General features: G+C 49.1%; 19 protein-coding genes and 1 other annotated feature. Of the genes, 8 read left to right on the forward strand and 11 right to left on the reverse strand.

Annotated elements, in window-relative coordinates:
* Positions 1-124: 124 nt before the first annotated feature.
* From H583_RS0108770 to H583_RS0108780, 3 genes are all read right to left on the reverse strand, one after another.
* Positions 125-1,312 (reverse strand): amidohydrolase, encoded by a 1,188-nt coding sequence (locus H583_RS0108770; protein WP_051236214.1) that lies wholly within the window; start codon positions 1,310-1,312, stop codon positions 125-127.
* Between the two features lie 14 nt (positions 1,313-1,326).
* Positions 1,327-1,797 (reverse strand): DinB family protein, encoded by a 471-nt coding sequence (locus tag H583_RS0108775; RefSeq protein WP_028560145.1) that lies wholly within the window; start codon positions 1,795-1,797, stop codon positions 1,327-1,329.
* A 99-nt stretch (positions 1,798-1,896) separates the two neighbouring features.
* Positions 1,897-2,904 (reverse strand): ABC transporter substrate-binding protein, encoded by a 1,008-nt coding sequence (locus H583_RS0108780; RefSeq protein ID WP_051236216.1) that lies wholly within the window; start codon positions 2,902-2,904, stop codon positions 1,897-1,899.
* A gap of 153 nt (positions 2,905-3,057) precedes the next feature.
* Between H583_RS0108780 and H583_RS32355 the strand changes: the two genes are divergently transcribed.
* The 5 genes from H583_RS32355 (at position 3,058) to trpS (ending at position 7,701) form a co-directional block, all read left to right on the forward strand.
* Complete coding sequence (locus tag H583_RS32355; protein WP_051236219.1) at positions 3,058-3,963, forward strand: LysR family transcriptional regulator; 906 nt, start codon at positions 3,058-3,060, stop codon at positions 3,961-3,963.
* A gap of 118 nt (positions 3,964-4,081) precedes the next feature.
* The gene (locus H583_RS32360) at positions 4,082-4,852 is read left to right on the forward strand and encodes an ABC transporter ATP-binding protein (protein ID WP_036708962.1); all 771 of its coding nucleotides are present in this window, start codon (positions 4,082-4,084) and stop codon (positions 4,850-4,852) included.
* A gap of 34 nt (positions 4,853-4,886) precedes the next feature.
* Positions 4,887-5,660, forward strand: a complete 774-nt coding sequence (locus H583_RS0108795) for an ABC transporter permease (protein WP_028560147.1) — start codon at positions 4,887-4,889, stop codon at positions 5,658-5,660.
* A 227-nt stretch (positions 5,661-5,887) separates the two neighbouring features.
* Positions 5,888-6,175 carry a hypothetical protein gene (locus H583_RS0108800; protein WP_028560148.1) on the forward strand — a complete coding sequence of 96 codons (288 nt, stop codon included), beginning with the start codon at positions 5,888-5,890 and terminating at the stop codon, positions 6,173-6,175.
* A gap of 109 nt (positions 6,176-6,284) precedes the next feature.
* Positions 6,285-6,566: a binding site (T-box leader), on the forward strand.
* A 148-nt stretch (positions 6,567-6,714) separates the two neighbouring features.
* Positions 6,715-7,701, forward strand: coding sequence for a tryptophan--tRNA ligase (trpS, locus tag H583_RS0108805; protein WP_028560149.1), 987 nt, complete (start codon positions 6,715-6,717; stop codon positions 7,699-7,701).
* A gap of 75 nt (positions 7,702-7,776) precedes the next feature.
* On the opposite strand, the gene H583_RS0108810 is transcribed toward trpS, so the two are convergent.
* The 6 genes from H583_RS0108810 to H583_RS0108835 form a co-directional block, all read right to left on the reverse strand.
* Complete coding sequence (locus H583_RS0108810; protein ID WP_028560150.1) at positions 7,777-8,238, reverse strand: GNAT family N-acetyltransferase; 462 nt, start codon at positions 8,236-8,238, stop codon at positions 7,777-7,779.
* A gap of 227 nt (positions 8,239-8,465) precedes the next feature.
* Positions 8,466-9,881: an NADP-dependent phosphogluconate dehydrogenase gene (gene gndA / locus H583_RS0108815; RefSeq protein WP_028560151.1), complete on the reverse strand. Its 1,416-nt coding sequence runs from the start codon at positions 9,879-9,881 to the stop codon at positions 8,466-8,468.
* A 29-nt stretch (positions 9,882-9,910) separates the two neighbouring features.
* Positions 9,911-10,579, reverse strand: a complete 669-nt coding sequence (gene fsa / locus H583_RS0108820) for a fructose-6-phosphate aldolase (RefSeq protein WP_028560152.1) — start codon at positions 10,577-10,579, stop codon at positions 9,911-9,913.
* A gap of 203 nt (positions 10,580-10,782) precedes the next feature.
* Positions 10,783-12,774, reverse strand: a complete 1,992-nt coding sequence (gene tkt, locus H583_RS0108825; RefSeq protein WP_028560153.1) for a transketolase — start codon at positions 12,772-12,774, stop codon at positions 10,783-10,785.
* Positions 12,752-14,275: a glucose-6-phosphate dehydrogenase gene (gene zwf, locus H583_RS0108830; RefSeq protein WP_028560154.1), complete on the reverse strand. Its 1,524-nt coding sequence runs from the start codon at positions 14,273-14,275 to the stop codon at positions 12,752-12,754. The genes tkt and zwf overlap by 23 nt, the downstream gene beginning before the upstream one ends.
* A 374-nt stretch (positions 14,276-14,649) precedes the next feature.
* Positions 14,650-16,215 (reverse strand): RCC1 domain-containing protein, encoded by a 1,566-nt coding sequence (locus H583_RS0108835; protein WP_028560155.1) that lies wholly within the window; start codon positions 16,213-16,215, stop codon positions 14,650-14,652.
* Positions 16,216-16,439: 224 nt separating this feature from the next.
* Between H583_RS0108835 and H583_RS0108840 the strand changes: the two genes are divergently transcribed.
* From H583_RS0108840 to H583_RS0108850, 3 genes are read left to right on the forward strand one after another with little or no spacing between them, the layout of a single operon-like run.
* On the forward strand, positions 16,440-16,916 hold the full coding sequence (locus H583_RS0108840) for a YfbM family protein (protein ID WP_028560156.1): 477 nt from the start codon (positions 16,440-16,442) through the stop codon (positions 16,914-16,916).
* Positions 16,917-16,938: 22 nt separating this feature from the next.
* Positions 16,939-17,403 carry an NUDIX domain-containing protein gene (locus H583_RS0108845; RefSeq protein WP_028560157.1) on the forward strand — a complete coding sequence of 155 codons (465 nt, stop codon included), beginning with the start codon at positions 16,939-16,941 and terminating at the stop codon, positions 17,401-17,403.
* A 22-nt stretch (positions 17,404-17,425) separates the two neighbouring features.
* Entirely contained in the window at positions 17,426-18,346 is a 921-nt protein-coding gene (locus tag H583_RS0108850; RefSeq protein WP_028560158.1) for a DUF7638 domain-containing protein, read from the forward strand.
* Between the two features lie 85 nt (positions 18,347-18,431).
* Here H583_RS0108850 and H583_RS0108855 read toward each other — a convergent pair whose 3' ends face one another.
* Positions 18,432-18,668 (reverse strand): DUF3977 family protein, encoded by a 237-nt coding sequence (locus tag H583_RS0108855; RefSeq protein WP_028560159.1) that lies wholly within the window; start codon positions 18,666-18,668, stop codon positions 18,432-18,434.
* Positions 18,669-18,830: 162 nt separating this feature from the next.
* Complete coding sequence (locus H583_RS35225) at positions 18,831-21,878, reverse strand: leucine-rich repeat domain-containing protein (protein WP_051236221.1); 3,048 nt, start codon at positions 21,876-21,878, stop codon at positions 18,831-18,833.
* Positions 21,879-22,076 lie beyond the last annotated feature (198 nt).

Genomic DNA, 22,076 nt, shown 5'->3' on the forward strand with positions numbered 1-22,076 from the left:
ATTCATGCAAATGATAAGGTTAGTACTTCTATATAATGGACTAATAAATGATGGGCTAATAGAAAAGGCAGCCACAGCATAAATGCTGGAGGCTGCCTTCCCAGTGAACGTTTATTTTATCCGATTACCTTAATCCCATCAGCTTGAGCGCCGAAGCAATGAATACCTTGACCCCAATTCGCAGGGCTTCTTCATCAATGGTGAAGCGCGGGTGATGGTGCGGGTAGACAATGCCCTGCTCCCGGTTGCCTGCCCCGATATTGAAATAAGTCCCCGGAATTCGGTGAATGTAAGCCGACATATCATCTGCCGCCATGCTCGGCTTGATTGTATACAGGGCATTCGAACCTAATACGTCAATCACCGAACCGGCAACGATCTGTGTAACTTTCTTGTGATTAATCAGCGGGCGGTATCCATACGTATACGACATTTCATAGGAAGCGCCATGTGCTTCCGTAATGCCTCGAATGATTTGCTCCATACGGCGAGGAACTTCTTCTCGCAGTCCGGGCTCCATGCAGCGTACCGTTCCGCCCAGTTCCACGCTGCCGGGAATGATATTATGGGTATGCCCGCCAAGGAATTTCGTCACTGAGACGACCAGCGGCTCAACCGGACTGAAATGCCGGGAAGTCAAATGCTGAAGGTTCGTCACAACCTGCGCACCGATAGCAATCGCATCTACAGTCAGATGGGGCTCGGCAGCATGGCCGCCTTTCCCTGTAACCGTCACGGTAAAAATGTCCGGCGATGCAAGCATTGGACCGGCTACGACACCGACCTTGCCTGTCTCGACCGGTGACTGCAAATGTGCCCCGATGACATAATCGGCGCCGTCAAGCACACCGGCTGCGATCATTTCCTCAGCACCGCCCGGAGGCAGCTCCTCAGCATGCTGGAAGATGAAGCGGATTTCCCCTTCAAGGGACGTCGGATCAAGCTGTTCAGTAAGCAGCTTCGCTACTCCAAGAGCAATTGCGGTATGTCCGTCATGACCGCATGCATGCATGACCCCTGACGATTGGGAGACGAACGGCAGATCATTCTCCTCCTGAATCGGCAGCGCGTCAATGTCTGCACGGATAGCGAGCACCGGCCCCGGCTGGGCTCCGGCGAAGCGGGCCATGACACTGGTAGCTGTCGGACGAGATACGGTCATGTGGCCGAAGGAACGAAGTGTTTCTTCTATATATAGGGCTGTATTTGACTCCTGAAAGCTGAGTTCAGGATGCTGGTGCAGATAGCGCCTCCAAGCTACAACCTGGTTATGCTGCAAGTCGGCAAGCTCAAGCCAAGCTTTAAGCTCCATGTGAAACCCTCCTTTCAGCTGTAAGCTGCAATGTTGCGGTCGATTTGAGCCAGATGGCCCTCTACATGACCACAGATGAAACGGTCCACAATGTGAGTCACACTGATCCGTTCCTCGTCCTTCATGCCATAGCGCAGCCATTGCTCCTCGTCCAGCTTCTTTAACAATGAAGCGTTGTAGGTGGTCAGAGCATCATAAGCGGCCAGCAGGTCTTCCATAGGATTTTCGTTGAAGTGCTGCCTGGCGGTCCAATTCTCATGGGCAAATGTAACAATCGGCGTCACGGGCTCGGAAATAATTTTACGAATGCGATACGAATTGACGATATTGGAGTCAAGCAGATGCCCGACAATTTCATTAATACTCCATTTGCCGGGTCCCGGCTGCCATACGAGCAGCTCGCGGGATAATCCCTGCACTTTGGCACGGATCTTGCCCGCTGTATTTACATAGTTTTCGATGGATGCTTGTCTGGCTGTACTCATGATTCATAACCTCCTGAGACGTAATTGATAGCGGAAAAGGCATCCTGCCGCTTGAGACGAACAGCGATGCCTTTTCCAATGGTTTGCAGACAGAACAGCTTATTTTTTCAATGCTTCGGTCAGGTAGGAATTATCATAGACCTTGCTGATATCCACTTTGGCTTTGACGGTTCCTGTCGTTTCCAGAATGTTGGCGGTCGTCTGCATGGCACCCTCAACTTCAGGCGTTACCGGATCATTGATGTAGTGCGTGTTCGCAAGAAGTGTGCGAACGAGCTTCACATCCATCTTTTTCTCGGTAGCCAGAATATCCGCCGCTTCGTCCAAATGGCTGGCTACCCATTCCACGGTTTGCTGATAGACCTTCAGATACAATGCAGTCAAGTCCGGATGATCCTTCAAAAATTGGTCGCGTCCGATCATCACCGCGGGTGCAATGAATCCCATCGTCTTCACGCTCTCTACGATTCGGGCACGCCCGGCTTCGGTCTCAAGCGTAACGAACGGGTCCCAGATCGCCCATGCATCGACATTTCCGGCCTGGAAAGCAGGATTGGCTTCATCCGGCTGCAACTGCACCAGATTGACATCGTTCTCGGACAGGCCGTTCTTCTCAAGGGCTTTAATCAGGAAAATATGTCCGGAGGAACCTTTCGCAACCGCTATTGTCTTGCCTTTCAAATCCGAGATAGACTTGATCGGGCTGTCCGGCTTCACAATTACACTGTTTTGGTTGCCTTCAACGCCGGTGACGGAAATGACAGTGAAGGGGCTGTTGGCTGCTTTTCCCGTTACGACGGTGCCATCCCCGATAAAGGAGAAGTCCACCCTGTTGGAGACGACCCCTTCCAGCAAGGGTACGGAGCTTTGGAATTCATTCCATTTGACCTCGGCATTGGCCTTGCTGAAGGCTTCTTCGAAGAAGCCTTTGTTCTTGGCTATGGTAAGCAGGTTAAGTCCGCCATTAATTGCGATATTTACAGTGACTTTCTCGTTTTCCTGGGCCTTGCCGGAGCATGCTGATAATCCCATAAGCCCGATAAGTGCGGCAAGAACGACAAGTCCTGTGCGAACGGTTGACGTGCGTTTATTCGTGGTGCTGCGCATCCTTCATTTCCCCTTTGTGTGGATCAAGTTGTGGTCAAGCAATGGTGAGACGTGTGAATTGAATTATCTGTATTGTATTATTTCCGACTAATCTAGTAAAATAACTATGATATATAGTACCATAACTAAAAGTTATGTATCAGAGGTGTTCGTATGAACTTCGAGCAATTTGAATATATTGCCGCTATTGCCAGGACCGGTTCCATCACCATTGCTGCAGAACAGCTCCATGTAAGCCAGGCCGGCATAAGCAAATCCTTGTCCAAGCTGGAGCAGGAGCTGGGCATGACCTTGTTCAAACGTTCGCGCCTGGGCACCGTTCCTACCGACAGGGGGAAGATCATCATCGAGAAGGTTTTCGAAATTTTGGCGCGCATGGAGGAAATCCGCGAGCTGTCGATGGTCCAGAGCTCTCTGACTGAGGGCGAGGTGCGTTTCTCTGTGGGTCCAAACTTTATGGCTGTTCTGTCCAAAGCGATTATTGCCTTCAAGCGGGACTATCCGAATGTGAAGCTCGAGATTACATCGAAAAGCTCAGAGGAGGTCATTCAGGATCTGAAGGAGGATCGCACGGATCTTGGCCTGATCTATCTGGATAACCACAGGCCGGAGGATATCAAGGATCTCCAGATGAAGACGCTGCATGTATCGCGGATGGTGGTATGTGCAGGCAGGCGTTCGAGCCTGGCGATGCACAAAAGCGTAACCCCGCAGGAGCTGCTGTCCCAGCCGTTCGTCAATATTGACGGAGTGTTCTCCAACTGGTTCCTGAACGACTTTATGGACAAGCACGGACAGGTGAATACGCTGTTTAAGTCCAACAACATTGAGCTGCTGATGCGTACGATTGCTGAGGGGGCGGCTGTGGGGCTGTTTATCGAATATGCAGTCATGAATAATCCATTCGTTGTGAGCGGGGATATTGTGACTATCCCGCTTGTCGGGCATGAGCCGTCGACGATTTCACTGGGCTGGGCGAGGCTCGCGATCAAGCATTTTTCGATTGCGCAAAAAGAATTTTTGAACTACCTGATTCGGGAGTACAACAGCTTTGAATAACGGCTAAAGAGCAAATATTGCCTTTAGGGGGTATATTGACAATTATTTTCGCTGTCTGCTAAGATCGTTCCTAAACTCAATGGTGCACGACTTTACATCATGGCAGGAGGACCCGTTAATGGCGACAACAGCGCTCGAAATCAGTCACTTGAATAAAAGCTTTCGTACTGCAACTACCGTTACGCATGTGCTTGAAGATATCCGTTTATCCTTGAAGCAACAAGAGTTTGTCTCGATTATCGGACCAAGCGGCTGCGGGAAAAGCACGCTGCTCAAAATCGTCGCCGGCCTCGATGCCGATTATGAAGGCGTGGTCCTGCTTAATGGCACAGATGTGACAGGACCAAGCAAGGAAAAAGGGTTTATTTTTCAGGAGCACCGGCTGTTTCCATGGGCCACCGTCGAGAAAAATATTGCCGCCGACTTGTCGCTAAAGGACCCGAAAGTACGCAGCAGAGTGGATGAAATGATCGAGCTGGTGCGCTTGCAGGGATTTGAAAAAGCCTATCCGAAGCAGATTTCCGGCGGGATGTCCCAACGCGTTGCGATTGCCCGGGCGCTGCTGCGCAACCCGCAGGTATTGCTGCTCGATGAGCCGTTTGGGGCGCTTGATGCCTTTACACGCAATCATATGCAGGAGTCGCTGCTGGAGATATGGCGCCAAAATCAGACCTCGATGCTGCTTGTGACGCATGATATCGATGAGGCGATATTTTTATCCAACCGCATCGTAGTGATGGATGCCAAGCCGGGACGGATCAAGGCGATTATATCTGTAGATCTGAACTATCCCCGCAATCGTGTGGGTGGAGCATTCCAGCAGCTTCGAACCCAGGTTCTGTCTGCATTGAACCATAAGGAAGCGGATGTCGTTGGCTATGACATATAACTTTTACTGCCACAGAGAAAGGTTGACCTGACATATGCCTGCAAAAGAACGAACAAAACGATTGCTGCTAGGCCTGATAATCCCCATACTTGTCCTTGCCGTTTGGCAAGTTGCTGTAATGGCGCATCTGTTATCGGAGAATTTATTTCCGCCTCCGACGTCTATCCTGCAGGATTTCTATGAGATGCTGGTGTCCGGCGAACTGACTCATCATTTGGGGATCAGCGTCATGCGTGCCATGATCGGATTTATAGTAGGAGGCGGGCTGGGACTCTTCTTTGGACTCATGTCTGGCTTGTACAAACGTGCTGAGGAATTAGTCGATCCCACCGTTCAAATGATGCGGACGGTGCCCTTGCTGGCTGTAACGCCGCTATTTATTTTATGGTTTGGCTTCGGGGAATTGTCCAAAATTCTGCTTATTGCGATGGGTGCCTTTTTCCCGTTGTATGTCAATGCCTTCCTTGGGGTGCGCAATGTGGATTCCAAGCTGTTCGACGTCGCAAGGGTGCTGGAATTCAGCCGTTTGCACCAATTGACCAAGGTTGTACTCCCGGCTGCAATGCCCAATATATTACTGGGTGTCCGCTTATCTCTCAGCACAGCCTGGCTGTGTCTGGTTGTAGCTGAACTGATGGGTGCAGACCAGGGAATCGGTTTTTTGATTCAGGATGCCCGCTCCTACATGCGCACGGGGGTTGTGTTCGTCGGGATTATCATTTTTGCACTTGTCGGCAAGCTGACCGATTCGCTTGTACGGATTCTGGAGGCGCGCCTGCTGCAATGGCGGGATAGTTATCGCGGATGATTTAATGAGTGGTTCCGTAAATTCCTTTTATGTAATAAAATAGAATGTAGATGGGGGCGGCCTTGCCGCCTTTTTTTGCAGGACTATGATGTACAGGGGATGGCCAGCTATTGGGCTATGCTTGTGTTTTTGTGCGACTTTAGGAAAAGTAATTATCTTTAGCGGTATCTGCCGCTTCAGAGACAACAGCCTACTTGTATGCGCAAGGCACTTGAGGGAGTGAAGGAATGTATTCTGAAAAAGGATTGAAAAAATTCGCAATTATCTGCATTATCATGAGTGTCATTGTATTTGGATTTGCCTGTTATGGTCTGGTGCTGCTGTCGGATCATCGTCATTTGCTCGCGACGGATTTTGATTTGCTCTTCTTTTTTGGCGCTTTTTCCGTCATTGCATTATGCGTGCAGTCAGTTGCCATTACGTTATTGTCTTTTACCACGAGAAAGTCATTAGGAGATGAAGCAGAAAAGCTGCGCACACGGATCATAGAGCTGGAGAAGAAAATAAAATCATGAGTATTTGCAGTCTGAAGCCTGTATGATCCGATGCCCGAGCCCGATAAAAAGTGGTAACATTCCGGTTTACAAATGAATAGTGTAATGCTATAATCACCCATATATTTCAAGAAAAACGCAGAAAAAGGGTAAGTAGGCATGCGAGAGGGGATTGCAGAGAGCCGGTGGTTGCTGTGAACCGGTGTCCGGCGCATGATCGAATGGACTTTGGAGTTGCTTCTCCGAACCGCTGTTATGCGCAGTAGAAGAATGCCGGGCATCCCGCCGTTATCAAGGGGACGGTCTCGAGATGAGTCTATCATTTCCGCACCGTGAAGAGAAGACCGGAACGGCACAGCTATGTGTCCGGACGGTCAATTTAAGGTGGTACCACGACAACTTCGTCCTTATTGGACGGGGTTTTTTTGATTTTATAAAGGGGGTGATGGCCATGGAAGATGGCTGGTGGTGGCGGTTCATGTATCAAAAAGTCAGTACGATTCAACCTGACGATTCCCAGTTAGTGAGGATAGTCAGCATAACAAGGAGGATATTATCCCATGACAGAAAGAGTATTGACCGGAGACCGGGTTACCGGCAAGCTTCACCTTGGCCATTACGCCGGCAGTTTGCAAAATCGTGTGGCTCTGCAGGAGCAATACGAGACATTTGTTCTTCTTGCTGATGTTCAGGCCTTAACCACTCATTTTGAGCAGCCAGGGCTGATTCGCAGCCATTTGCGCGAAATTGCGCTTGATTATTTGGCTGCCGGTATTGACCCCGGGCGTTCCACAATTTTTGTTCAGTCCATGATTCCGGAAATTGCGGAATTGACGGTATTTTATTCCATGTTCGTCACGGTTAATGTGCTGCGGCATAATCCGACGGTAAAGGCCGAATCCAAAACTGGCGGCCTCGACGATATGTATTACGGTTTTCTGGGGTATCCGGTCAGTCAGGCAGCGGACATCACCTTCTGCAAAGCAACGATTGTTCCAGTGGGAGAAGACCAGCTTCCGCATCTGGAGCTGGCCCGCAAGATTGTCCGGCGGTTCAACGAGCTGTATCGGCCTGTGCTCGTGGAGCCTGCTGCCCTTATCAGTGAGACGTCCAGGCTGGCAGGAATCGACGGGCACATTAAAATGAGCAAGAGCCGCGGCAATTCCATCGCGCTCGACTCCTCACCGGAAGAGGTTGCAGTCCAAATAAAGAAAGCAGTGACCGACCCTGAACGCATCCGAAAATCTGATCCGGGCCATCCTGATATCTGCCCGATCTATGCGTATCACAGAGCTTTTCGCAAAGATGGGTCGCTTGAAATCCGTGAAGCCTGCGAGCAGGGACGCATCGGCTGTTCGGCCTGTAAGGGGCTGATTATATCTGCCTTGGAGCAGTTGCTTGAGCCCATGCGCCAGCGCCGCACTTACTATGCTGCCAGACCAGCCCTGGTTGATGATATTTTGATGTCGGGGACGCGGCGGGCGCGGGAAGTTGCGCAGAGCACGATGCAGGAGATAAGGGAAGCAATGAGTCTGGATTACTTTTAATTAAGAAGTTTACGATTATAATTCAAGCCGGAGTCTCACAGAGCAGCTGCGAGGGACTCCGGCCATTCTGCACCTCTACCAGTGCTTTTCCACCGCTTCCGCGCTTGGAGAAAAGCCGTTTCTGGCATAAAAATCAACACTTTCTATGCTGGGCCACAAAATTAGAAATTCGGCCTCATGTTCTTTTGACCACGTCTCCATCGCCGCATGAATTTTGCTTCCAAGCCCTTGGCTCCTGAAATCAGGCCGCGTATAGACGTTGGTCACGTATCCGAAGTAAGGGTCTTTGGATTTCCCGGGACGCGGCACTTTATGAATCCGTTGCAGATACATATGTGAGACGATGCGCTTCTCAACTTCTGCCACCCAAATATACCAATCCCCGCCTTCAAGAGCCTGAGTCAAAAACGCACTGCAAGTCTGATAGAACTCCTCAAAAGGTTCGGGGCTTTCATCATAGTCTTCCACTGAGAAATCCCAGCGCATTTGTACCAGTTCATCGATATCTTCTAAAACAGCCAAACGTATAATTGGCATGGGCTCACCTCACTGCATGTATATTCTAATTTTTAAAACTCTTACCTTATTCGCGCAGCCGATTTAGAATCCCTTTATTCAAATACTTGTCTTCGAGCATGCAAAAAGCACCCCTGCCTCTGTCGCGGCCCGAATACTGTTCCTGTCTTATACAGGATGCAGTTCCGCTGCCTTTTATACCAGACATAGGGGTGCTTGAATCTATATGAAAGGGTTATGAAGTCAGATTATTCGTTGTCCATCCATTGAAAGTGGAAGGCTCCTTCTTTGTCCAACCGTTGGAACGTATGCGCTCCGAAATAGTCGCGCTGTGCTTGCAGCAGGTTCGCAGGCAGACGCTCGGAACGGTAGCTGTCATAATACGCCAGGGCCGAAGCGAATGCAGGGACTGGAATGCCTCTTGTGATCGCCACGGAGATCACTTTTCTCCATGCATCCTGGTAGTTGTCGACCACATTGCTGAAGTACTCATCCAGCAGCAAGTTATTTAAGCTTGGATTGCGGTCGTAGGCGTCCTTAATATTTTGCAGGAATCTTGCCCGGATAATACATCCCCCACGGAAAATCATCGCGATGCTGCCGTAGTTCAGATTCCAGTTATACGCTTCAGAGGCTGCTTTCATTTGAGCAAAGCCCTGTGCGTAGGAAGCAATTTTGCTCGCATACAGTGCCTTGCGTACAGCTTCGATAAATTCTTTGCGGTCGCCATCGTAGCCGGATACTTCAGGTCCGCTCAGGATTTTGCTGGCAGCAATACGCTCTTCCTTCATCGCAGAGATGAACCGTGCAAATACGGATTCGGTAATAATCGATACCGGAACACCCAGGTCAAGGGCGTTTTGGCTGGTCCATTTACCAGTTCCCTTTTGTCCGGCTGCGTCCAGAATGACATCGACCATCGGCTTGCCTGTATCCGGGTCAGTCTTGGTGAAGATATCAGCTGTGATTTCGATCAGATAGCTGTCCAGCTCCCCGTTATTCCACTCGGTGAAAATCTCATGCAGCTCGCTTGTGCTCACGCCAAGCACGTCCTTGAGCAGGTGATACGCTTCGCCAATAAGCTGCATGTCGCCGTACTCAATACCGTTATGCACCATTTTGACATAGTGGCCTGCGCCGTCTTCACCAATATAGGTGGAGCAAGGATCGCCGTTGACTTTGGCAGAGATGGCCGTCAGGATTGGCTCGACAAGTTCATACGCGTCTTTTTGCCCGCCCGGCATAATCGCAGGCCCTTTCAGTGCGCCCTCTTCGCCGCCGGATACACCAGCGCCGATAAAGCGGAAGCCTTGTGCGGACAGCTCTTTGTTGCGTCTTTGAGTATCCGGGAAGAAGGCATTGCCGCCGTCAATCAGAATATCTCCTTGGCTCAGGTAAGGTACGAGCTGATTGATTGTATCATCCGTTGCTTGCCCGGCCTTTACCATAATCAAGATTTTGCGTGGTGTTTCCAGTGCCTGTACAAACTCTTCAATGCTGTACGTACCGACAAGATTTTTGCCTGGGGCTTCTTCCAGCAGCTCATTCGTTTTTTCAGGTGAACGGTTAAACAGAGCTACAGAGAAGCCTTTGCTTTCTATATTCAAGGCCAGGTTTTTGCCCATGACGGCCAGACCAACGACACCGATTTGTTGTTTACTCACAGGATTCCCCTCCTATATCTGAATTTTGCTTAGTTTTGTACAGCTTTTTTCCAGTCGGCTGCAAATTTCTCGATCCCTTGATCCGTCAGCGGATGCTTGGAAATTTGCTCGATAACCGCAAATGGAATGGTTGCAATATGAGCGCCAGCCATCGCGACACGGGTGACGTGATCCGGATGACGGACAGATGCTGCAATGATCTGGGTATCCAGGTTATGCGTACGGAACAGCTCAGCGACCTTGGAGACCAATAGTACGCCATCCTCGGAGATGTCGTCCAGACGGCCAAGGAACGGGGAGACGTAAGTCGCGCCTGCACGGGCTGCGAGCAGTGCCTGGTTCACGCTGAAGATCAGCGTGACATTCGTCTTTACACCTTTGGCAGTCAAATATCGGCAAGCCTCCAGACCAGCAAGAGTCATCGGGAGCTTGATCGTGATGTTCTTGTCATTGTTGTTGATCTTGATCAGCTCGTTGGCTTGTGCAATCATTTCTTCCGCTGTGACAGCATCTGGTGTTACTTCCGCAGATACGGACTCAACATCCGGCACTTCGCGCAAAATTTCTTCAATGCGGTCTTCGAATTTCACGCCTTCTTTGGCTACGAGGGACGGGTTGGTCGTTACACCGGACAGGACGCCGATTTTGTACGCTTTTTTGATATCATCCAGATTGGCAGTATCGATGAAAAATTTCATATTGAACAACCTCCATTTAGTTGAATATATAAGAATTTTCAGGCTTGGCAACTTGATAAATGACCTTATATTTCATTGCGCATACAAGCAAGACTTTGTGATGACTTACATGTGCGGTTTTCGGAACGCAGCTGAACCGGGACATCTGGATTTCAGCTGCGCACGGACCGTGTATTAACGCTTGGCGGCTATTGTAACAAATCTTACAGCAGTTCCTTGGCGGTACGAACGACATTGTCCGTCGAGAATCCGAAGTATTCCAGAACGGCTGGACCTGGACCCGACGCGCCAAAGGTGTCAATGGACAAAACTTTGCCCGCTGGACCTGTATAGCGCTCCCAGCCCAGTGAGATACCTGCTTCAATTGCAATCCGCTTGGAGACGGAGGAAGGAAGCACTTGCTCCTTGTACGCATCCGGCTGGCGGTCGAACAATTCCCGGCTAGGCATTGCCACCACACGTACAGATACGTTTTCTTGCTCCAGCTCTGCTTTGGCGCTCACTGCAAGTGAAACCTCGGACCCTGTTGCGATCAGGATCACATCCGGCTTGCCATTTGTTTCTGCCAGTACATAAGCGCCTTTGGCTACGTCTGCTACGTTTCCTTTGGTCGTTTCATAGATCGGCAGGTTCTGTCTGCTCAAGACGAGTGCAACCGGACCTTCATTTTGCTGCAAGGCGTATGCCCATGCGCTGGCTGTTTCGTTCGCGTCCGTTGGGCGGATGACGGTCAGTCCCGGAATCGTCCGCAGTGCAGCCAAATGCTCGACAGGCTCATGGGTTGGACCATCCTCGCCGACAGCGATGGAATCATGGGTAAACACATACGTTACAGGCAGCTTTTGCAGTGCAGCCAGACGAATCGAAGGACGAAGGTAATCGCTGAATACGAAGAAGGTGCTGACGAACGGCTTTACGCCTCCGTGCAGAGCCAATCCGTTGCCCGCTGCGCCCATCGCATGCTCACGTACCCCGAAGTAAATATTGCGTCCGGCATAAGAGTCAACGGCAAATTTTTGTTCGCCGCGGATATCGGTCATCGTGGAATGCGACAAGTCCGCGCTTCCGCCGAAAATGGACGGTACAGTTTTTACAAAGTGATTGATGGCTTCGCCACTGGCAACACGAGTCGATACGGTTTTGGACGTATCAAAGGTCAGAATGTCCTTGGCATCAATCAATACGGTACCGTCAATCGCCTGCTTCAGCTCTTGGCCAAGCTCAGGGTATTGCGTGCTATAGGAAGCCAGCAATTGGTTCCAGGCTTCCTCCTTGGCAGCACCCTGCTGTTTAAGCTGCTCGTAATGCGCTTTGACTTCCGCAGGTACGGTGAACTCCTCTTCGTAATCCCAGCCGTATACTTTTTTCGTAGCAACCGCCTCTTCTTTACCCAACGGATTTCCGTGTACTTTATTGGTTCCCGCAACCTTGCTGCCGTATCCAATAATCGTACGAACTTCAATCAAAGTAGGTTGGGCATCGTGCTGCTTGGCAGCTTCGATGGCTTTGGAGATTGCGTCGATGTCGTTGCCGTCCTCAACCCGCAGGTATTGCCAGTTGGCAGACTCCGCCCGTTTTTGAATCTGTTCGCCGAAGGAGAGGTTCAGCTCGCCATCGAGGGAGATATCGTTGGAATCGTACAGGACGACCAGCTTGCCCAGCTTCATGTGACCAGCCATGGACATCGCTTCATAGGAGATGCCCTCCATCAGGCAGCCGTCTCCAACAAGTGCATACGTGTAATGGTCAACGACAGGGAAGCCGTCCTGATTAAATTTCGACGAGAGATGCGCTTCAGCCATTGCCATGCCGACAGCATTCGCAATGCCCTGACCCAGCGGTCCTGTTGTAGCATCAACGCCATCCGTGTGGCCGAACTCCGGGTGCCCAGGCGTCTTGCTGTTGAGCTTGCGGAACTGCTTGAGATCGTCCAGCGATACCTGATAGCCGGACAGGTGAAGCAGGCTGTACAGCAAGGCCGAGCCATGACCGGCAGAGAGTACAAAACGGTCGCGGTTGAACCACTTGGAGTGCCCCGGATTATGGTTCATCAGTTTGGACCAGAGGGTGTACGCCATCGGCGCAGCACCCATAGGCAGGCCCGGGTGGCCGGAATTCGCGCTGTTAATGGCGTCGATTGACAATGTGCGGATCGTATCGATTGCTAGTTGATCAATGGTTTTGGTTGTAGACATATTGTTCTCCTTCCGTGGCTTTCATATTAGATTCAGGCTTGGCGTCGAACCACCAGTGGAAGCCGTCTTCTGCGAGCAATGCATCCGATGCTGCAGGTCCGTAGGAGCCTGCTTCATAGGTATGGAGCGGGACCAGATTTTCTTCGAACGCTTCAAGAATCGGCTGTACCCATGCCCAGGACAGCTCCACTTCATCCCAATGCGCAAAGAAGGTAGGGTCACCGTTCAGGGCGTCATGAATCAAATTCTCGTACGCTTCGGCAATATTGTCCTGATTTTCATGGAGATTGATATGCATCGGTTTGAATTCTCCACGATGCTGAGGATCACGCGTATTTAACTGCAGGCTGATTCCCTCATTCGGGCTGATCTCAAATACGAGCAGGTTTGGTGCAGAAGCATCCACCTTGGATGTCGATTGCTTGAGCGGTTCCTTAAACTCAATAACAATCCGGGTAGATTTCTCATTCATTCTTTTGCCGGTGCGAATGTAGATCGGCACGCCGCGCCAGAAGTAATCGTCGATTTTCAGTCTCGCTGCGACGAATGTTTCATTCCGGGATTGTGGCGGGATACCCGGCTCATCCAGATAACCGGTAACCGGCTTGCCCTGAATGCTGCCCGCAATGTATTGTCCGCGGACAACATCAGCGTGGGCATCCTGCTTCGACAGTGTTTCCAGAGCTTCCATCACCAGCTTTTTCTTCTGATGCACCTTCTCGGATGCGCTGTTTTGCGGAACATGGATTGCGGTCATCATCAGCAACTGCAGCATATGGTTTTGGAACATGTCTCTCAAGGCCCCGACATGGTCGTAATACCCGGCACGTTCTTCCACACCAACCGTTTCATTTGCAGTAATCTGCACATTGGCGATGTAACGGTTGGTCCATAATGCGCGGAATACCGGATTCACCTGTTGAAGAGCCTCCAGATTTTGCACCATCGGCTTGCCGAGATAGTGGTCGATACGGTAAATTTCTTCCTCCGTAAAGGCTTTGCTCAGCTTCTCGTTCAAATCACGGGCAGTTTGCAGATCCGAGCCGAAAGGCTTCTCAATGACAAGACGCTTCCATCCTTCAGCGGAACCAAGTCCACTGTCCGTAATGTTGGCGGCGATCGTCTCGAAGAACTCTGGTCCTACCGAGAGATAAAACGTCCGGTTCGGCGGCAGGCTCAGTTCTTGTTCCCGCTGCTCGATACGCTGACGCAGAGCTTGGTAGTCTTCTTTGTTCCCGATGTTCAGGACATTGTATCCGAAGGCTTGGAGGAAACGCTGCAGTTGCACAGAGTCCTGGGCCTTGCGTCTGGAAAAGTCATGAAGGGACTTCTCTACATTGGCCCGGAAGGATTCATCGGTCAGTTCTCTTCGTCCAAGACCGATCAGGGAGAAATGTTCCGGCAGTTTTTGATCCAGAAATAAATTATATAAGGCAGGGTAAATTTTCCGTTTGGCTAAATCACCTGTCGCGCCGAATAAAACAAAAGTAGTTGGCTCCATCTTCTGAAGTCTCCTTTCGGCAGAGCGCAGAATAGCGGTATATAGGTTATGGCTAATTCTTTTTAACCAAAATACCGAAATTTCGATCCGCGAGCTCTGTTTTTCTATAAATTCACTATAATACAATTTGGCTTCATACAAGTAATTAATATATTTCACAGAAGGTATAGATGGCATCTATGACTAAAATGTGAGGCTGAACGATTTTCGCATTCGTGCAGCTAAGGAGGGCGTGATATTAACAGGAGAAGAAAGGAGTGGTGAATGTGCTGGAAATATAGAAAGGCCAGTCAATGCGCTGCTTGGAGCGATTAACTGGCCTTTGAGATACAGTTTAGTTTAGAGATCCTGTTATTGCGGATGCATGTCGACGGTCATTTCAGCTTTACGCCCCGCCCTAATTGACCCAACTGGTTGTTGCTTCCATAGACCCACAACTTTCCGTCGGAAATCCAATACACGTTATATTTGTTATTTGCGATGGAAGTGACTTTCTTATTCAACCCGTAAGGCACATAGCCGGAATTATACATCGTAAGGAGCAATTCCTTGTCTTTCGTCAGGAACATTGCGCCATTGCTGCTTGCTGCAACGGCTGTATACTGAACCTGGACGCCTACAGGACCAAAACTGTTCTCCGTTTTTCGTTTCGGGTTTTTGGTGATCTTTACAGGTTGCTTCATGACCCGCGGAGCTGCGGTTTCCAGTGGTGCGTGGTTTTCACCCCATGCCCACAGTTCCCCCTTTTTGTCCACGGCCACAATATAATCAACGCCGGTAGACCCGGTATTGGAAGAATCGAGGATCACAATATCTTTTAGCCCGGATGCCACTTTTTTTGTGGCCGGATCTTTGGTGGAGATTTCGATATTCCAGGTCCACAGCGTCCCATCCTCTTTAACTGCATACCCTGTAGATTCTCCCATACTAATTGCGGTGACGTTGCCCAGATTAATTTGCCGGTGATGATATTCATAAAATTCATCTGCGTCTCCATACCGCCCGCCAAGCTGATAAACATTGCCTTTTGTCGTCAGGATTGCCACTGTTTTCTCATTGACATCGAAATCCTTAATTTTCTCTGGAATAAAAGGAAGCCGCTCAGGAGTTGAAGTCACCTTGAGAATACCGAGCCAGTTGAGGTCTCCCCAGCCGTACAAATCCCCCGATGAAGTCAAGAATAGAGAGAAGCCCTTGCCTGCGCCCATTTTCTTGACACCCTTGAACATGCCAATTTTGGTTGGTGGCAGGACAGGATAGTCGCTCTTGCTAATTTCATGGCTTGCATTTTTTCCCCAACCGTACAGATTTCCTTCTTTGCTATACACCAGAACATGATCCTCCCCGGCGGCAACTGCAACCGGATTTGTAATGGAACTGATTTTGAACGGGTCTCGGAATGTCGGATTTAGCGTACCAACCCCGTACTTGGTGTAGTCAATTTCGACAGGCGGCTTGTAACCGGGACGATACGTTTCATAAGGGCTCGAAATCTCATATCGGTTTGTTCTGTTTGGCAAAGACCTTGCACTTTGGCTAGCACCCTGATAGACATAAATACTGATATGGTAAGTATCTGAGTATGGAGAATCTGCCACAAATACGTCTTTGCTTAACGGCTCTGACACCCATAGATAGTGTCGGTTCTCATCAACTTTGGCTGTGGTAGAAGCCAGAACCGTATTATCCCGGTCTCTGATTTCAATTTTAACTGTTTCATGTACGGATAATCCTTCTACCAGAATGGAGTTATCCGCATTTTTAATGGCAACGTAGCCGGAGTAGAATAACGCCTCCCGTTCTTTTTCCGACAGTTCCTCTGTGAACTCTTCCCCGTCTCCGCCATTGAGATCATCGCCAATAGAAGCCGGGGCCAGGATTGTGATTTGCGCTGCGATCAGCAGAAGCATAAGTGAAATCTTGAACCGTCTGTTTCTCATCTTGTAAATTCCTCTCTCTAATCTGTTTTACATAACCCATACTATTAGAATCCCATGTTTTCTGCGAAAAACAACTCCAATCTTGCATATTTCGACAAATTATAGGAAATTCCTCCTATTAAACAGTGTCTTTTTGCGGTTATCGGCACTCTGTCAACTGTACTCCCTACTGGTATACTGTAAGAGATGGACTTTGGCAAAATCTCTTGGGAGGTGAACATACAATGGGAATGAGCGGGTTGTATATCGCACTGGAGGAGCCTGTTTTACGTCAGGTGATTGAAGATGAAATCGATTTGCATGATATTGATCCGTCAGAAGGCGACAATTTGGATATCGATAAAACCTGGCAGGCTATATATTTTATATTGTGCGGGGAGATGGGTGTGGGGGAGCCGCCCCTTGGCTATGTCGTTCCTATGCTGGATGACCAGATGCTGTCCTTTGGCGAAATGGGCTCCTTCTACGTGCTTCCGGATCAAGTGGCAGAAGCGGCTGCAGCAATTGCTTCTTTAAAGGAAGAGGATGTACGCAGTCTATATCGTTTTGAAGATATGGTGGCAAGCGAAATTTATCCGATTGTTTCAGATGAGAATGAGCAAGAATTTTTTGATTATATCTACGGTCATTTTGCCAGTTTGCAGGCTTTTTATCAGAAGCTAAGCAAGGAAGGCAAGGGCTGTGTGTTCTACATCTTGTAGATAGGACGGGGAGTGACAAGCGGTGGAGCGACAAGTCAGGAATTCCGCGAAAGCACTGATCATTAAGGACGGCAAGCTGCTAGCCGTCAAACTGGATGACAACGGTGATATGTTCTACATTATGCCGGGCGGCGGCCAGCATGCAGGGGAGCTTTTGCCGGAAGCTGTCCGTCGTGAAGTAGCGGAAGAACTCGGTATTGACGTATGCCCGCAATCCTTGGCATTTGTCATTGAAGGGGCACAAGGCGAAGCCTTCCATCGCGTGGACTTCGTTTTTGTATGTGAATACATAGGTGAAATCTCAGGTGCAATCCTGCAGGGAGATACCAATCAGGCTGGTTATGTCTGGCTGGATATTAAAACACTTAACAAACAACCCCTTTACCCTTCCAAACTGAGAAGGGCAATTATGAGGCTGCATCAGGGTGAACGTACTGGCGTCTATTTGGGCAACGAGGAAATTGGTGATCCCGAATGTCTGGATTAGTGAGCTGGGGGGCGATAAAATAATGCAAAGAATCAGCAGGAAGCAAATAGTAGAGGGAACGAGGGTCCCCGGTATCATTCATAATGACCACCACTTTTATGTGAGTATTGAAGTTTATGAGGACGGGATGGTCAACTGCTGGGAACTGGTCGATTTGGCAGGCTTAAAGGAAAAGCTGAATCGGGGCCGGGTAACCCCTCAGGTTCCCGAGGGTGAAGCCTTATCCATTCATGGATTAGGGGCGTATAGACTTCAATCGGCACAGTGGGATTATGACGAGGCGGGTTACCTGGCACATATTGAGCATACTGTACAGCTTCTCAATCCGGGGATGACGAACCTATATACGATCTCAGAGGCCGAGAGGAGACGGCAAGAAGAAAGGCGAGTCGTCAATTTCGCCCAGGCGAGCGAGTTTTATGTTAAAGAAGAACTGTTCTACCAAACGGCGCAGGGTGCAGGGTTCACGATGTTCCTGAAGCATCAGGGCAAAAACTATGCGGCCAACGTTGTTGTTTACAAGGATGGACGTGTCACGTGTTATACGCCAAAGTTCGAATTGAATGTCAAAATGGATGAGGTGGAAGCCCTATTTAAGAAAGGCACCTTATTTACCTGTTTCAAGAAGCCAACGGAGATCATCTTCGAGGAGTTGGGTGTCCTTGTTTTTGATGAAGTCTTGTACAGCACAAGTCCCAAAGAAAAATATAAGGAGCTTGCCGACGCTTACCGGAAGCTCAACGGAGCGAAAACTTCCCTGGAGAAATGCCGGGAAGCATATTATACATATCTCGAAAATCCTTCCGAATTTGCAAGAGCGAGGCTGAAGGAGTTATATGAATGGGTACCGGAACATGAGCGCATGTATCTGGGCGACATGGATAACCGTGATGAAGACTACGTCCGGATTATCTATTATCCGGAGGATAAGCGCGAGGTGTAGGATTCGTAGGATGGCTGCAAATATTAATGGTCCGATTGTTGACCCACGGGATGAGAAGGTTTCGGTGGATATCTCCATTTCTATACTAACGGCTAACCACACCTATAATGAGTTTAAAGGCGCGGCGCTGTTTTGTTGACCGCTTGAGTCCTTCCTTCCAATCAGCAATCCAAACCGTTTTCCCAATCCAAATTCGGATATACACAGATTGAAAAATAACGGGTCCGGTAATTCCTCTCTCTTCGAATTCCGTCCCGTCACTTAATTCTGTTTCTGTCCGGATTAGCCATCTGTTTCCGATCCCGAATTCGATAAATTTCATGTAACCCCCTCATTGCTCTAAAATTTTTTGCCGACCGCAGCGGAACGTTCAGCATATTAAAAACAGGATAGTGCGCCGTTACAGCGGCTACCGCGGAGCCGATCAGGCAATTGCGCAGGCAAGCCCTCCCAACTTCAGAAAGAAGCAGGAGGGCTTTAATTATTAAGATTTTCTTGGCTTTACCGTCATCCAGTCGCCGCGGTACAAATCCTTTTTATCATCAAAATAGGTTTTATACGGTTTGGACTCGTCAAAATCCCCGTCGAATGCAAGGAGTCTTACGTATGGACCGGAGGAGGTCAGCTTCTGGCTCGTCCCGTCCGGCAGCGTCATTGTACCCGCATCATCCCTGAAGAAGCGTTTTACCTCATAATCGACTGCACCCGGTTTTATGACAACAGGTTTGTCTGTATGGTTTGCGACCAGAAGATAGCCGCCATAATTATAATTATAATATTCATCTTCGAAATTTTGTACGGAATGGCCTGCAGTGATGTAGACTGCACTGTAAGCCGGAAGCGTTACGGCACATTGATTACGCACAGCGTACTCCTTATGGTCAGAGCCGTCCGGTTGAGGATGGGATTTCTTAACATACAGCTCGAAGGCACTGCCGTCGAACGTATATAAGGTATGGTTGCCTGATCCTTCTGTAGCGGCAGAAGGTGAACAAGCATTGGGTGCGGCAGTGCCGCCTCCATTACCTGTAGCAGGCTGCTTTTCAAGCAGCTCATACGCCCGCTTGGCCATGATGATCGCCTGTTCAATGGTAGCATTGCGCTTTGGCTCAAAAGTTGTTGCTGTCAAACCTGAAATAATATCAGCGGAAGACAGATAGTCAATGGATGAGACAGCGTAAGAGCTGAACCTGTTTCGGTCGGTGAATGTTTTGGCCTTTCCTTCCGGCAATGCTTTCCCGGATTGCTCCAGCACTCGCATCAGCATTAAGGCCAGCTGTTCACGTGTAATGAGCGCATCCGGGGAGAATCTACGCCCGTCTGTACCTTTTACAATCCCGAGTTTGTAAGCCTTCAACACGTCCGGATTGGATGTATCCGTGAATGGGTTAGGCGAGGCAGGGACAGTTGTTTTGCCTGTTAAAGCTTCATAGAGCCTGATTGCAATTGCGCTGAATTGTTCACGGGTGACGTTAGCCGAGAATAGACGATCCTGAACAGGCAGCGTCAGACCGATTCGTGCAGATACTTGAATATCCGGCTTCGCCCAGCCGGATACTCCCCGCAGCTTGCTGACTTCGAGAGCCTCATCTGAGTTCTTCCTGATTGTGAAGACAACGGTCGTCACCTTATTTTCTCTCCCGGTCACAACTAATGTATGCGTCCCTTCATCGCTTACCGTATCTCCGCTTTTGAAAGGTTCTCCATTTAGTGTCGCGCTCCCCTGGTCGAATGTAATGACTTTATTTGTATTGTACAGGCCGCCTGAAGATACACCGCGGACCAGCGGCCCCCATAAGAGAACATTGAAATTGACAGTTGTGCTGTTGCCGGCCTCATCTGTCACGACGAGTGTATAGGCCCCGTCTTTATCAATCTTATCGCCCTCCCAGGTCTTTCTTCCATTCAGCGTAGCTGTACCTTCATTAAAGGAATAGGTAACGGTCTGCCCGTAAGTTGTACCATTGGTAACCCCCTGCACGACAGGCGGCTGCTTATCAATGATAAAATGAATGCTTGTGCTAAGACCTGACGGTTCACGTACGAATAAATGGTAGTGCCCTTCCTCACTTACCGTTGTTCCGCTGGTGAAAGGCTTGTTGTTCAAAGTGGCGGTTCCCCGGTCAAAAGTAATATGAAGATCCGTATTATAAAACCCCCTGGAAACACCGGAGACTGCCGGCCCATTGGAGCTTGTGATTGCATGCTCAAGATTCAGCCTTGTCAATTTAGGCAGTGTGGAGAGAATACTTGCATCCTTGAACATATTTCCCTGCAAAAACAATTCCCGGAGATTTTTCAGGCTGCCAAGCGGGCTGATATCTGTAATTTTATTTTTTTCCAAATTTAATGCAGTCAGTTTGCTCAAATTACCAATAAAACGAATATCGCTTATATTGTTGTTTGCCAGTGAGAGCCCCGTCAGATTGGTCAGACTCTGAATGGCTTCCACATTGCCCAGCGGATTATCTGAGAGCCCCAGTTCTGATAATCCATTCAGGCCTGCAATTGGTGTTGTATTCCGGATGCGGTTTTTGCCGAGCTCCAGCACTATCAGTTTAGTCAGTCCTGCAAGAGGTGTAATGTTGTCAATTTTATTATCATACAAATACAGGTATTCGAGCTTCGTCAAGCCGGATAGCGGTGAAATATCGGAGATCTCATTCATGCTAAGATCTGCGAGCTCCAGCTTCGTAAAGGCTGCCAGCGCAGAGATGTCCCGGATTTTATTCATGTCCAGCTCGAGCATTTTTAAATTCGGCAGGTTGGACAACCGAACGTCAGTAATTTGATTGTAGCTTGCATATAGCATCGTCAAGATGGGCTTATTTGAGAGGGCTGAGATGTCGCTGATGTTATTCGCCCGTATATTGACTTCATCCAGGGATGTCAGGTTAGCGAGCGGACTAATATCCGCGACCTGGTTATTGAACAAATCGAGAACCCTTAGTTTGGTCAGACGGGCAATTGGTGTAATATCCCGGATATTGCTATTTCTCAAGAAGAGATATTCCAGGTTGGACAATGATGAGATGGTCCGGATGTCCAGGGTACTCGTATCACTGATTGTTAAAAACCGCAACCCGGGCAGCTTGCCGAGCGGACTTAAATCTTTGACTTGCGTTTTGTTGAGACTGACCGTTTCCAGACTGACCATGCCTGCAACCGGTGACAAATCCGTTACCGGATTGCCATCCAACATGAGGTTGCGCACATTAACGGCATATTCGAGACCCGTAAGATCCTTAATATTCCGTTTCTCGAGAGGCAAAGAAGCGAGCCCTGTACCCATACGGAGCAGATCCGCCCGTTCGGCGAGCTCCCCTCTTGTAATTTGACCGTCTTTATTCTTATCAATTCCGAGGTCCAGAAGCGCCTTTTTCAGGTTTGCATCCGGGAAATGGATGACCATGCTGCTATCGTCCGCCGCGTGGGCCTTTTCTGTCAAATTCCCCAGTAACGGCAATGCTAATAACAGTGACAAAGCAAGAATCGCAAATTTCTTTTGTATGGTTCGCGATCGTTTTCTCATTGTGTTTTGTGCTCCCCTTTTCCCATTCATGGATTTGTTTAGAATTAATTTCTACCAATCGACAAAATATCCCTTTTTTGAGTTCCAAAGTTTTAACTGAATGTCTGATTACTAGGTCAATAGTATCGTTTATCAAAGAAATAAATGTTAAATTTATTGAATTATTAAATAAAATGGGATGAATGAGTCTCATTATTG

The sequence above is a fragment of the Paenibacillus pinihumi DSM 23905 = JCM 16419 genome (assembly GCF_000422505.1).
Classification (GTDB): Bacteria; Bacillota; Bacilli; order Paenibacillales; family Paenibacillaceae; genus Paenibacillus_D; species Paenibacillus_D pinihumi.